The sequence below is a fragment of the Rothia sp. HMSC073B08 genome, from assembly GCF_001812975.1.
GTDB classification, from domain to species: Bacteria; Actinomycetota; Actinomycetes; order Actinomycetales; family Micrococcaceae; genus Rothia; species Rothia mucilaginosa.
Window position 1 is genome coordinate 1 of record NZ_KV811078.1, and the last position, 12,295, is coordinate 12,295.

11 protein-coding genes are annotated in these 12,295 nt (G+C 58.8%); 6 read left to right on the forward strand and 5 right to left on the reverse strand.

All coding sequences use genetic code 11. The features are described from left to right. Positions 1 to 212: 212 nt before the first annotated feature. The 4 genes from HMPREF2884_RS05840 to HMPREF2884_RS05855 form a co-directional block, all read right to left on the reverse strand. Positions 213 to 1,298 (reverse strand): acyl-CoA dehydrogenase family protein, encoded by a 1,086-nt coding sequence (locus tag HMPREF2884_RS05840; RefSeq protein WP_070616248.1) that lies wholly within the window; start codon positions 1,296 to 1,298, stop codon positions 213 to 215. A 30-nt stretch (positions 1,299 to 1,328) separates the two neighbouring features. Further along, on the reverse strand, positions 1,329 to 1,853 hold the full coding sequence (locus HMPREF2884_RS05845) for a DUF4242 domain-containing protein (protein ID WP_049326806.1): 525 nt from the start codon (positions 1,851 to 1,853) through the stop codon (positions 1,329 to 1,331). Positions 1,854 to 2,100: 247 nt separating this feature from the next. Next, positions 2,101 to 3,291 (reverse strand): Fic family protein, encoded by a 1,191-nt coding sequence (locus HMPREF2884_RS05850; protein ID WP_070616249.1) that lies wholly within the window; start codon positions 3,289 to 3,291, stop codon positions 2,101 to 2,103. Positions 3,292 to 3,623: 332 nt separating this feature from the next. Beyond that, positions 3,624 to 5,084, reverse strand: coding sequence for a peptide MFS transporter (locus HMPREF2884_RS05855; protein WP_070616250.1), 1,461 nt, complete (start codon positions 5,082 to 5,084; stop codon positions 3,624 to 3,626). A gap of 308 nt (positions 5,085 to 5,392) precedes the next feature. Between HMPREF2884_RS05855 and HMPREF2884_RS05860 the strand changes: the two genes are divergently transcribed. From HMPREF2884_RS05860 to HMPREF2884_RS05885, 6 genes are all read left to right on the forward strand, one after another. After that, positions 5,393 to 5,725 (forward strand): rhodanese-like domain-containing protein, encoded by a 333-nt coding sequence (locus HMPREF2884_RS05860; protein ID WP_005504230.1) that lies wholly within the window; start codon positions 5,393 to 5,395, stop codon positions 5,723 to 5,725. A 27-nt stretch (positions 5,726 to 5,752) separates the two neighbouring features. After that, positions 5,753 to 7,333 carry an anthranilate synthase component I family protein gene (locus HMPREF2884_RS05865; protein WP_070616251.1) on the forward strand — a complete coding sequence of 527 codons (1,581 nt, stop codon included), beginning with the start codon at positions 5,753 to 5,755 and terminating at the stop codon, positions 7,331 to 7,333. A gap of 66 nt (positions 7,334 to 7,399) precedes the next feature. Then, positions 7,400 to 7,981: an orotate phosphoribosyltransferase gene (gene pyrE / locus HMPREF2884_RS05870; protein ID WP_005504234.1), complete on the forward strand. Its 582-nt coding sequence runs from the start codon at positions 7,400 to 7,402 to the stop codon at positions 7,979 to 7,981. 123 nt (positions 7,982 to 8,104) lie between these two features. Beyond that, the gene (locus tag HMPREF2884_RS05875) at positions 8,105 to 8,851 is read left to right on the forward strand and encodes a TrmH family RNA methyltransferase (RefSeq protein ID WP_246827934.1); all 747 of its coding nucleotides are present in this window, start codon (positions 8,105 to 8,107) and stop codon (positions 8,849 to 8,851) included. A gap of 265 nt (positions 8,852 to 9,116) precedes the next feature. Continuing rightward, positions 9,117 to 9,941 carry a hypothetical protein gene (locus HMPREF2884_RS05880; protein WP_070616252.1) on the forward strand — a complete coding sequence of 275 codons (825 nt, stop codon included), beginning with the start codon at positions 9,117 to 9,119 and terminating at the stop codon, positions 9,939 to 9,941. An 88-nt stretch (positions 9,942 to 10,029) separates the two neighbouring features. Continuing rightward, a complete protein-coding gene (locus HMPREF2884_RS05885; RefSeq protein ID WP_049346186.1) occupies positions 10,030 to 10,845 on the forward strand; it encodes a hypothetical protein in 816 nt (271 codons plus the stop codon). A gap of 190 nt (positions 10,846 to 11,035) precedes the next feature. On the opposite strand, the gene HMPREF2884_RS05890 is transcribed toward HMPREF2884_RS05885, so the two are convergent. Continuing rightward, complete coding sequence (locus HMPREF2884_RS05890) at positions 11,036 to 12,088, reverse strand: ornithine cyclodeaminase (RefSeq protein WP_005504242.1); 1,053 nt, start codon at positions 12,086 to 12,088, stop codon at positions 11,036 to 11,038. Positions 12,089 to 12,295: the final 207 nt, after the last annotated feature.

Genomic DNA, 12,295 nt, shown 5'->3' on the forward strand with positions numbered 1-12,295 from the left:
TCACCCACACTCAACTCGGAAGAGCCGGTTTACCCCGTGCCGAACCCGGGATGCTCCTACTGGATATGTCTTCACAGCATTGCGAATAGGTAAAGCAAAGAATTCATGATGTATACACGTGTGTAAAAAATGGATAAATAGGCTCTTGGTGTGAATAAACGGATTTTCACCGCTTTATTCACACCAAGAGCCTATTTAGCAAAGGGGAGCCGCTACAGCGCTGCCTGCAAATCCTCTAAGTGGTCGTACTTTGAGAGCTCGTAACGCAGGTGACCCTCGGTCGGGGACTGAACCGGCAGGAACGACGCCTCACGCAGGCGACGAGCAGTCGGGGAATCAGCCACGTAACCGGCGCCTCCAACGACCTGCAGCTCAAAGTGAGTAGCAATGGTCGCAAAGTGAGACACGCCCAGACGCAGGCTCAGCAGGTCACGACGCTCAGCACGCTCCGGCTCAGAAGCCAGGCGAACCAGTTCCTCACGCAGGCTCTGGTACTCCGCCAGAATCAGCGGGAACTCAGGACGGAACACGCCCTGAGAGACGTCCAGGTGCTTAGCAGCCTCCTGCAGGGCGCCAGCGGCAAGACCCAGGCAGAACGACGACTGAACCAGCAGGAACGGCGCGGTCACATCGTGCAGGAACGCCTCAATATTGTCGCTCAGAATGTCCTCGCTCGGAACGAAAACGTCCTCGAACTTCAGAGTGCCAGACTCGGTGCCGTTCAGTGCCAGCAGGTTGCGGTGGTAGTCAACGCTCAGACCCTCAACGTTCTGGCGAACCGTCACGATGTAGCGGTTCGGGTGGCTCTCCGGGGCGTTCTGCACAGCCACCGGAAGAACAATCACGCCGCCCGGGTACAGGTTCGACGCCCACGACACGGAACCGTTCAGCTTCAGACCGCCCTCAACGAGAGTGCCCTCAACCTTAATCGGTGCCAGGCCCGAAGCCTCCTTGTACGCTGCCGCCATCGCGGTGGTGCCGCTGACGGTTGCATCCGCCAGACCCTCGGGCAGCTCGCGGCCCACAGCGTCAAAGAACGCGATGGTGGAGCGGTGAGCCCACAGGGAGAACGCCGTGGAGGCATCCTCGGTGGCAAGGTCGAACGCTACCGAAACCTGGGGGACCAGGGAGCCGCCGTCACGGCCCAGGGTAATCAGGCCGTCCTTAGCGATTTCGCGCAGGTTCTCGAAGGGGGAACGCTCGCCACGGTCAACCGCGCTAGCGTGGGTTCGGGCGAGTGCGAGCACCTGCTCGCGCTGGGGGTAGTCGTAGAGGGGTTCGAGAGTGAACTCGGACATGGGGTTTCTCCTAAGCGGGGAGTGTCACATCTATGCGTGCAGCTTGAACAGTCGGTCAATGGGGGTGCTGACGGCCTTACGGGCGCGAACAACAGCTTCTTCGTCGGGTGCGTCGTAGAAGCAGAGGCACTTTGCGGTGTCTTCGCGAACGTAGGTGCGCAGGAAGGAAACCTCAGGTACTTCAGCGTACTTGGGCGCGTTTGCCTTCTTGCGGGTCAGGTACTGTTCCATAGTGATCTCTGCGGGGATGTCCCACTCAACCAGGTAGTCTGCGTCCTTCTTGAGCTTCTTGATGTCTTCGAGCTCTGCGCCGACCAGGCGGACTGCGTCGGGGCCTGCGACGGCTGCGCGCTCACCGATGGCTGCGGTGAGGTCGGGGCCGAATGCGGTGCTCTCAGCTTCGACGATGACGAAGACAATCTTGTGGTCTGCGGAGACCTGGGTTTCGATGAGCTCGGCGCCGTGGCTCAGGGACGAGTTGACGGTCTCGATGAGTGCGGTTGCTTCGTCCTTGGACGGCTGTGCGGGGGTCAGTTCTACCAGGTAAAGTGCCATGATGTTCTCCTCGGCTTAGGGTTGAAGGGTTGTTCCGGAAGGGGCCTTCCGGTTTGTTATGGATTCACCTTAGACCCGTGGTTGAGGGCTGTCTAGTAGATTTCTGTTCGTGGCTTAATACGTCCTTTTTGACTCTAATGTTCGTCATGTGTGTTCATGCGGAGACATAAATCGTCACAGTTCCGTGCATGGGAACCCGCCTACAGCCGCAGAATTTTCGCGTGGGTTATCGAACCCGGAGGCGCATCTATCCGCGCCGTCCCGCTCGTGCTGCAAAGTCGTCGAGGGCGCGGTTGAGAGCGGGGACAGTCCACACTTTTTGCCCCTGAATTTTGACGCGTTCTTCACGCAGAATTTGCAACTCCACCATGCGGTTGAGGAGGCGATACACACTAGCCCGGGACCCCCGCGTGTGTTCCTCCACCATGCGTGCGGTGAAGGCGGGCTCGGTACAGCACAGGTCGGTGAGGGAACGCAGGAGAGGGGTTTTACGCTGGGCAATGGACAGCACCTCATCGCGCAGGGTTTCAATGTCTTGCGCCAGGATTTCTGCGTTGGTAATTGCCTTCTGTGTGGCGTCGATGAAGAGCTCGATGATGGGCTCGGCATCGCCTGCACGGTAGTCGGTGAGCGCCTGAATGTACCCATCGGTATCGTGCAACAGCCCGGAGGAGACGGGCAGAATCACGTGGCGGGTGACGCCGCGGGCGAGCAGGAGCGCGGAGATGAGGGCTCGCCCGGTTCTGCCGTTGCCGTCAGTGAAAGGGTGAATCGTTTCAAATTGGGCGTGCACGATAGCCGCCTGCGCGAGGGGGTCAATATCGCGGCGGTTCATGAAGGCTACAAGGTCTTCGAGGGCGGCAGGAACCCTCTCGTGATGCGGCGCCACATAGTCGGCGGTTACCGGCGAATCGCCCTTAATCCACACCCACTGGGTGCGGAGTACGCCGGAGTCCTGCTGTAGGCCGCGGGTCAGTTCGCGGTGCATCGCGAGGATGTTATCGACGCTAATGTTTTCTGCGGTGTTCAAGGCTGCACGCATGGCGTGAACGTTACGTGCCACCAGCTCGGCGTTAACGCCGACCTTCGACCCGCTTGCACCCAGGACAGCCAGTGAGAGCCTGCGTGCACTAACGGTGAGGTTTTCAATCTGCGAGCTGGAGGCGGATTCGCCACGCAGAAGAACCGCAGAGAAGGGGATGCCGCCGATGTGGTGGAGCCGCTCATCGAAGCGGGTCATTGCGGTGGCGTTCTCCTGGAGGCGCGCTCGCAGTGCGGGGCTGAGTTCGACGTTGAGTGCGGCAATGGAAGCGGGTACGGCGCTGGAGAAGGTGCCGGAGTTGCGGCGCGTTGCGCGTCGGGAGGCGAGGGCGTCCCGGTGAACCCAGGGGGTTTGCGGCTCCCATGTGAGGGCGGGCCAGGTGGTGGCTGAGGGCATGGTTCCTCCTCCTGGGTGTCGTTAATGCTGGTCGTGCTTGAGGGGTCTTAATAAGACAATACACTTCAATTTTCTTATTAAGGCGCTTAATAAGAAAATCTGCGCGGATTGTCTCATTAAGGAACATGCTCCGAACGCCCCTCCTGAACCCCCCTCGACATTCCGGGGCTCCGACTGCCGGGAGCATACACCGGGGCATACACTGGAGCATGTACCAGGGCGTACAGCAAGGGCCCTGAACCCTTGGTAATTCAAGGATTTGGGGCCCTCACATCTACACGCTCACGCTGCCCGAAGCAGCGAGTTGGCAGTGTAGATAAGCAACTTTGTGGCTACTTCACGCCGCGCATCATCTTCTGAACCGGCTTGTGCACCAGGAACAGCAGCACACCGGTCGCGATGGTGATAATACCCATCCAGGTGAAGTAGGGAACTTCAGTTTCCATGCTGTAGAACTGAGCCAACCAACCCGACAGCACGGTACCCATTGCCACGGAGGTGAAGTACAGCGCCATCATGTTCACGCGGTGCGCCTTCGGTGCGAGCTTGGTCGCCAGCGAAATGCCCACCGGGGAAATAATCAGCTCAGCGATGGTGCAGACGAATAGAATCAGCACAATCCAGCCGACGTTCACGCTCTGAACACCCGCCTGAGCGAGGAAGATCCAGAACGCCAGGCCAATAATAATCAGCGCTGCGGAGAACTTCAGGGTGGTGACCGGCTGGCGGTCACCCCACTTGGTCCACAGGGCGGAGAACATCATGCCGAAGACGATGATGAAAATCGGGTTGATGGAGTTGACCAGGTTCGGGCTCAGTTCCATGCCCAGGATGTTCCAGTTGAGGCGCTCATCCGAGTACACCGCCATGACGGTGAACTGCTGCTGGTACAGTGCCCAGAACACGGCGTTTGCAATCCACAGGGGAATGAATGCGGTGACGCGGGAACGCTCATCAGCGGTGACGTCCTTAGCGGTCAGCAGCTGAGCGAACAGGGCGATAGCGCCGATGAAGATGAAGCCCATGACCCAGTTCTTGAGGTTGTCTGCGGTCATCAGGCCGGTTGCCAGCAGGATACCGAGAACGACCACGATACCCACCAGTGCCAGGAAGAAGTTACGCTTCTGAGCGCTGGTGAAGGGGGTGCCCACGTGGTGTACGGAGGCGGGCAGGTTCTTGCGGGTCAGCGAGTACTGAATCAGACCTGCTGCCATACCGATAGCAGCCAGGCCAAAGCCGAGGTGGAAACCGCCGGTGCTCCAGCCCCAACCGGTCAGAATCGGGCCGATGAGTGCACCGGTGTTCACGCCGATGTAGAAGATGGTGAAGCCCGCGTCGCGGCGGTGGTCGTTGTCCGAGTAGAGGGAGCCGACCAGCACGGAGGCATTACTCTTCAGACCACCGGAGCCGATAGCGACCAGCAGCAGACCAATCACCACACCCGGAATGCCGGGGATGAGGGAGAGGGAGATGTGGCCCGCCATGATGCCGATAGCGGAGTAGAAGAGGGTACGCTCGGGGCCGAGGAGGCGGTCACCGAGGATGCCGCCAAGAATTGCCATGAGGTACACGACTGCACCGTACGCGCCGATAACGCCGGTGGCGAGGGCCTGGTCGAGACCCAGGCCGCCCTTGTCGGCGGTGTAGTACAGGTAGTAGATCATGATGCCCTGCATGCCGTAGAAGGAGAAGCGCTCCCACATTTCTACGGTGAACAGGTTTGCGAGCATACGCGGGTGGCCGAAGAAGGTCTTGGTTTCCTTGGGTTCGGCACCTGTGATGGTGTGAGACATGGCGGAAATCTTTTCTGTGTAAGCCTGGGGTTCTGTGTGACCCGGACAATATGTATTTAAGTCTATACCCTTATAAGTGTATATGTATACATGAATGTTCTTGTATTACGTATGATTACCTCCTAAGTAGTGCATGAAAAACCATTTCGATTTTTTCGTATGCACCACTTCCGAATCTCACACACCCCCACATACCGGGCTAGATGCGCCGCACACCCCCAACGCGATAGAGTGGAACCACAACTATGCCCACCCGGCACTCCACCGTGCCGACCGGCCCGTCCTCATTCAATTCAAAGGAGAACCCCATGACTGCTGTACCCCAGGTTGACCCCCGCGACGTTCCCGCAGGCGCAACCATCATCGACGTGCGTGAAGACTACGAGTGGGAAGGCGGCCACGCCACCGGCGCCAAGCACATCACCCTCGGCACCATCGCTGAGCGTCTGGAAGAACTGCCCGCACCCGGCGAAGACTTCTACGTCATCTGCCACGGCGGCGGCCGTTCGAACCGCGCGGCAACCTTCCTGCGCGAGCACGGCTACGCCGCACACAACATTGCGGGCGGCACCAGTGCGTGGTTTGCTGCCGGCCTGCCGATGACCAGCGAAAACGGCGAAGCACCCGCAGTCGTTCACTAAACCGCCAATTCGTCTGCACGCCATACAATGGAGTCCGTGACTAAAACTTCCGCGGACCGTATTTTTTCTACCCCGAACGCTCCCGCATCTGCCTCCCCGAATGCCCTGCCGAGTACTCTGCAGAGCATCCCGTGGGATGCGCAGACGCGGGAGCTTATCGTGCGCCCGCTTCCTTTCGCGGTGAACTGCGAGGAGGCGTACCCGCTGCTGAGCGGTGGCGCTGAGTATTCCTTCTGGCTGGATTCCGCGCGCGAGGAGTCGCCCATGTCGGTTGCCTCGTATGTGGGTGTGGTTCCGGCGCAGCTGTCGCCCCTGCGCGTGGATTCGGCGCGTGCGGCGGCTGAGTCCGGCGGGGAAGACCCCTTCGCCCAGCTGGAGGCGGCGCTCGCCTGCGCACCGCGCGTGCACCCGGATGCCGCGGCGGCGACCGGTCTGCCCGCGGGTTTGCGTGGCGGTTACGTGGGCTATTTCGGCTATGAGGCGCGTGCCGCCATGGGCATGGAGCACGGCCACCCGGTGCCGGGCTACCTGCCGGCGTATGAGGCGCCGACCCCGGATTCTTTGTGGTTGCCGGCGGTCCGCTACCTGGTGCATGAGCATGCCCGCCCGGGGGTTGCGGCGCGTAGCTGGCTGGTGGGCGATGAGTCGTGGTGTGAGGCGGCGGAGCGGCTGCTGAGTGCGGCGCTGACTCCGGTGCTGAATGCGGTGGGGGAGAGTGCCTCAGATAATGCCCCCGTAAATACCCCTGAGCTCGCCGAGCTCCTGCTCTTCCCGGCACCCGCCGCGGAAGCCTACATGGACGCCGTTCGCGCTAGTCAGCACGAAATCTACGAGGGTAACAGCTACGAGGTGTGCCTGACCGCGCAGACGAACGCGCGCATCCCCAATCCGAGCCCGGAGCTTTTCTTTGAGCTGTACCGCCGCCAGCGCGCCCACAATTCGGCGCCGTATGCGGCGTATTTGCGGTGCGGTGATTTTTCGGTGCTTTCTTCTTCGCCGGAGCGTTTTTTGAGCGTGGATACGCACCGCAACGCCCAGACCAAGCCGATTAAGGGCACGATTGCTCGCGGCGCCACCCCGGAAGAAGATGCCGCGGCGGCGGCATGGTTGCGGACCGATGAGAAGACCCGCGCCGAGAACCTCATGATTGTGGATTTGCTGCGTAATGACCTGTCTACGGTGTCTGACCCGGCGTCCGTGCGCGTGCCCGTGCTTATGGGCGTGGAGAGCTATTCGACGGTGCATCAGCTGGTGTCTACGGTCAGTTCGCGTCTGCGCGAGGGCGTGAGCGCGGTGGCTACCGCGCGGGCGTGCTTCCCGGGTGGTTCGATGACGGGTGCGCCGAAACCCTCGACCATGCAGATTATTGAGCGCCTGGAGGGTCGCGCTCGCGGCGTGTATTCGGGTGCTCTGGGCTTTGTGTCGGCGGATGGTTCGGCGAACCTGTCGATTGTGATTCGCACGCTCGTGGCGCACGATGAGGGCACGGTGACTCTTGCCGCTGGTGGCGCTATCGTAGCTGATTCCGACCCGACCGCCGAGTATGAGGAGATGCTGACGAAGCTGCGCGCTGCGTTGCCGCCGTCGGTGGGCCGCGTGGTGGAATAACCTAGCGCTGGAATAGCACAGGGAAATAGCCTGCGCCGCCTGCACGTGAGCCGCTACACTTGAACTATGACTAAGCTTTCTGAAAACCTCCCCATTGAAGAAGCCCGTGAACGCCTGCGCCAGCTGATTATGGAGCTGGCTGTGGTGCGCGGGCACGTGGTCCTCGCCTCCGGAAAGGAAGCCGACTACTACGTTGACCTGCGCCGCATCACCCTGCACCACGAGGCTTCTCGCCTGGTCGGTCAGGTCATGCTGGACCTGCTGGATAAGAACGGCATCGAGTTTGAGGCTGCTGGCGGCCTGACCATGGGTGCTGACCCGGTGGGTACCGCGATTATGCGTGCCGCTGGTGATCAGGACCGTGCGATTGACGCGTTTGTGGTGCGTAAGGCTCAGAAGTCTTACGGCATGGGCCGTCAGGTGGAGGGCCCGAGCGTTGAGGGTCGCCGCGTGGTTGCTGTTGAGGACACCTCCACGACCGGTGGTTCTGCGCTGACTGCTGTTGAAGCGCTGCGTAAGGCTGGCGCTGAGGTTGTGGCGGTTGCTGTGATTGTTGACCGTGCGACCGGCGCTAAGGAGCATGTGGAAGAGGTTGCGGGCGTCCCGTGCCTGTACGCGTACTCGAAGGATGAGCTGGGCCTGGACTAGTCTCTACTGGCTTGGACTAGGATCTCGTGAATTTTTAAGACGTTCCCGTTGCGGCGGGTGAACCCGTGCCGCTGGCTGCTGTGTGTGGCTGGGGGGGCGGGTTTTTGTCTGTAAGATGGCTCTGTGGGCGCCGGTGTGGCGCTGGTTGTTGGCGTGAAGGTGGTTGTGATGGTTGAGAATCGTGAGGCGGCTGAGGCTGTGCCTGCGGAGGCGACTGTAGCTGAGGCTGTTGAGGGTACTGAGCAGGGTACTGCCCGTTTTGAGGTGGGTGTGGGCCCGTGGGAGGGCCCGTGGCCTGAGGGCGACCATTGGGATGAGGAGCTGCTGCGTGAGGGTGACCGCCGTAACGTGGTGGATAAGTACCGTTACTGGTCGATGGACGCGATTATTGCTGACCTGGATACGCGCCGCCATGATTTTCATGTGGCGATTGAGAATTGGCAGCATGATTTGAATATTGGCACGGTGGTGCGTACTGCGAATGCGATGTTGGCGAAGGAGGTCCATATTATTGGGCGTCGCCGTTGGAATCGTCGTGGTGCGATGGTGACGGATCGTTATCAGCATGTGCGTCATCATCCGACGATTGAGGATTTTGTGGCGTGGGCGCAGGCTGAGGGTCTGGAGATTATTGGTATTGATATTTTTCCGGATTCGGTGCCTCTGGAGACGTATGATCTGCCGAAGAAGTGTGTGCTGGTTTTTGGTCAGGAGGGCCCGGGTTTGTCGGAGGAGTTGCATGCGGCGGCTAGGGATACTCTGTCGATTGAGCAGTTTGGGTCGACGCGTTCGATGAATGCGGCGACGGCTGCGGGTATTGCGATGCATGCGTGGGTTCGCCGTCATGTGTTTGGCCAGATTCCGTCGTAGTTCGGTGGCTGTTTATGAGGTGTTTAAAGGTTCCGATGCGTTGTGTGCGCGTCGGAACCTTTCTGTTGGGGGTTGGGGTGGCTTAAACCACGCATGGAATTACCTAGGGGTGTTAGTGTCAATGCAAGTCACAGGAGATGTGAGAATTGCACTCTCAATTTCGGTTTGGGGTGTGCGATGGATTTCCTGGCTTCGGCTCGCCAATGGTTGCGAGTTGTGGATATGAATGACCGCGGCGTCATTCCCCTGAAAGGAGTCGGTAACAATGAAGAAATCTGCTGCCCTACTCGCCTGCTTTGCTTTAGCTTTAAGTTCCTGTGCCGCTGCGCCTAAAGATACTAGCTTCAAAGCCCAGCTAGATTTTGAAAATAACTATATTACTCTTCCGCTCGACGAATACGACAGGAGTGACCAGGCCCTAGATATAACGGGTAGGGCGTCATTGTTGATTCGTAAAGAGTGCTATGCGAAAAAAGGATACGATTTTGAAATTCTAGAAAACGGCTGGGTTTCTGGCGATGCCTCCCAGTACGGCTCCTGGAATGTGAAGCATGCGGCGAATCATTTTACGTCCAGCAAAGTCAGAGAAGAGCAGTATAGGATTTATGAGAGCATCCCTGAAGACGTCAAGGACAGCTGCCACGAAGAGCATCGGGAAGAACTGGATGCGCTCAAGTTTGATGAGGCTCATGAGGAAAAGTACCGCCCCGTCAATCGTATCCGTGGCGAAGCGTACCAGCGTGCGCAGGGTGACCCTGAATGGAAGAAAGCCCGCTCAGATTGGTGGGACTGCCAGCGTGAGAAAGGGTTGACGCCTCGCACCGGGGACGGCGAATGGACGAGCAAAGAAACGGCCAGAATGGCCAGTCTGAATTCTGATGATCCCAAAGTGTTGGAGGAGGAGATCCGCCTGGCAACCATTGAAGCTCAATGTAGCGAGAAGGTGAGGTTGGCTCAGCGTTTGGGTGATCTTGAGGCGTCCTATCAGGGGCCTTTGATTGAGAAGAATCAGGCGCTGCTGAATAATTTGAAGGCTGAACGTGACGCGAAGATAGCCAAGGCGCGTGAAATCATCGCCACCCACCAGTAGATATCAGCGACAAGCAGATAGCAGGCCTTGGGATAATTGGGGTAACTCCGTTTGAACGCTACAACGAGGTATGGAGGAGGAAAAGCCTATGCGTAAGGCTCTCTCTGCGGTAACAGTATTCTGCCTGCTGGGGGCGTGCGTATCCTGCTCCAACAGTGCCGAGCGGGACACCTCACGAAAAGCTGTTCTCGATTATTCAAAGAACTACATACACCTTCCACTGGACGAGTATGCCTTCGATGAACTAACAATCCGTACGGTGAGCACGGCGTGGCATACGCTCATGTCTGAATGCTACGCGCACCACGGGCAGTCCTACGCCGTACCCTCAATAGACACCCCGCAACCGGGAGGCCTATACGGCACCTGGAACGTCGAGTACGCCAAAAAGTACGGGTATTCCCATAAGGAGGAATCCCGAGGCTCGGACGATTCAGCAGCGGACGACATCAATGCCCAGTGCCAAGAAGAGGTGAAAGCCGCATTCTCTGACGTCGAACTGGACGAAAAAGAATACCGGTTTGTAGGAGAGCTCAACTCACAGGCATACACCTACGCCTCCCAAACCGATGAGTGGAAAAATATCCGCTCAGAATGGTGGACCTGCCTGCGTGAACGTGGGCTAACCCCCAGAGAAGGAGAAAGCGACTGGATGTCCGAAGAAAGCGCACATTTCATGGCCTCCTCCCAAGGCAACGAAGAAACTAAGCCGGAGGAAATTCGCCTCGCAACCATCGAAGCTGAATGCAACCAGAAGGTGGGTATGGCTCAGCGTTTGGGTGATCTTGAGGCATCCTATCAGGGGCCTCTCATTGAGAAGAACCAGGCGAAGCTCAACCAGTTGAAAGCAGAAAAAGAAAAGCGTGTGGCGAAGGCGCGCGAAATTATCGCCACCCACCAGTAGCCACACCCGCTGAAGGGCAGAACGGGGTGAACCACCCGCAGAATGCCCACAAGCAAATTTCACAAGAAGGAGCCGGGGAGTGTCACCACTCCCCGGCCCTCACTTTATTCACTCTCAACCTCGCAGCCTACGCCGGCGCACCTACAGGCCCACCAGCTCAAGGCTACTCAGCGTCAGGTTACTTAGCCCTTTAGCCCACCGGAACGTTAACGTTCACCAGCGAGTACAGATCCTTCGGATCATCCGGGCTAGCAACCAGGTCAATGAACTGCTGCAGGTCGGTGTCCTGCGTAGCCGCACGGGCATAACGCAGACCCGAGAAGTCAGCAATCGCGAAGCCCACCGAATCGAACAGGGTAATCTGCTCATCCGACACGCGGCCCGGCTCCTCACCGGTCAGCACCTTCCAGAACTCCACCACCGGGAAGTCCGGGTCCTTCTGCTGAATCTCGCCCTCAATGCGGGTCTGCGGCGGGAACTCAACAAACACGGTGGAGCGGTCCAGAATTTCGCTTTCCAGCTCAGTCTTGCCGGGGCAGTCGCCACCAATAGCGTTCAGGTGCACGCCGGGCTTCACCTGGCGGTCCAGCAGAACCTTCGCCTGCTGCTTATCGGCGGTGCAGGTGGTAATAATGTCTGCACCCTCAACAGCCTCGTCCACGTCCTTGGCCAGGTGGATGCGGAAGCCCAGCGGCTCCAGGTTACGGCGGAACTTCTCCATCGCGTGCGGATCAACGTCGTAGACGGACAGGTCCTCAATGCCGAGCACCGCGCGCATACCCAGCGCCTGGAACTCAGACTGCGAGCCGGTACCAATCATCGCCATCTTCTTCGAATCCTTGCGTGCCAGGTGCTTAGCAACCATGGCGGACACGCCGGCGGTACGCAGCGCGGTCAGCAGAGTCATCTCAGCCAGGAACACGGGGTAGCCGTTGTCTACGTCAGCGAGCAGACCGAACGCGGTCACAGTCTGGAAGCCGCGTGCCGGGTTCGACGGGTGGCCGTTCACGTACTTGAAGGAGTAGGTGATGTTGTCGGAGGTGGGCATCAGCTCAATCACACCGAAGGGGGTGTGGGAGGCGACGCGCGGGATCTTGTCGAAGCTCTGCCACTTCTTGAAGTCCTCTTCGAGGAAGTCGACCATGCCGGCAATGATGTTGCCTACGCCGTCCTTCTGAATCCACTTCGCCATCGAGGCGACGTCAACAAATTCCACCGCGTGTGCGCTAGGACGTTCAGTCATGATTTTCTCCTTTGAATATCTGCACAAAACTTCTTTGTGCATCTGGTGGTCACTGCGGATATCTATTATCTCAAAATATATTGCAGGACACACCGTATTAGAAATGCTGTAAATATGTACTTTGCTTTATGTATTACACGGATGTAATACGGAGCGAACACGGAAGACGTGCAGGGAGGGGGTTCTAGAGTCTAGAGCTCCTGGAAC

What these genes read in the sequence shown, in the direction of transcription:
- HMPREF2884_RS05860 (WP_005504230.1), top strand. Translation starts at nt 5,393, where the DNA reads ATGACTGCTGTACCCCAGGTTGACCCCCGCGACGTTCCCGCAGGCGCA.
- HMPREF2884_RS05885 (WP_049346186.1), top strand. Translation starts at nt 10,030, where the DNA reads ATGCGTAAGGCTCTCTCTGCGGTAACAGTATTCTGCCTGCTGGGGGCG.
- HMPREF2884_RS05840 (WP_070616248.1), bottom strand. Translation starts at nt 1,298, where the DNA reads ATGTCCGAGTTCACTCTCGAACCCCTCTACGACTACCCCCAGCGCGAG.
- HMPREF2884_RS05890 (WP_005504242.1), bottom strand. Translation starts at nt 12,088, where the DNA reads ATGACTGAACGTCCTAGCGCACACGCGGTGGAATTTGTTGACGTCGCC.
- HMPREF2884_RS05845 (WP_049326806.1), bottom strand. Translation starts at nt 1,853, where the DNA reads ATGGCACTTTACCTGGTAGAACTGACCCCCGCACAGCCGTCCAAGGAC.
- HMPREF2884_RS05865 (WP_070616251.1), top strand. Translation starts at nt 5,753, where the DNA reads ATGGAGTCCGTGACTAAAACTTCCGCGGACCGTATTTTTTCTACCCCG.
- HMPREF2884_RS05880 (WP_070616252.1), top strand. Translation starts at nt 9,117, where the DNA reads ATGAAGAAATCTGCTGCCCTACTCGCCTGCTTTGCTTTAGCTTTAAGT.
- HMPREF2884_RS05850 (WP_070616249.1), bottom strand. Translation starts at nt 3,291, where the DNA reads ATGCCCTCAGCCACCACCTGGCCCGCCCTCACATGGGAGCCGCAAACC.
- pyrE (WP_005504234.1), top strand. Translation starts at nt 7,400, where the DNA reads ATGACTAAGCTTTCTGAAAACCTCCCCATTGAAGAAGCCCGTGAACGC.
- HMPREF2884_RS05855 (WP_070616250.1), bottom strand. Translation starts at nt 5,084, where the DNA reads ATGTCTCACACCATCACAGGTGCCGAACCCAAGGAAACCAAGACCTTC.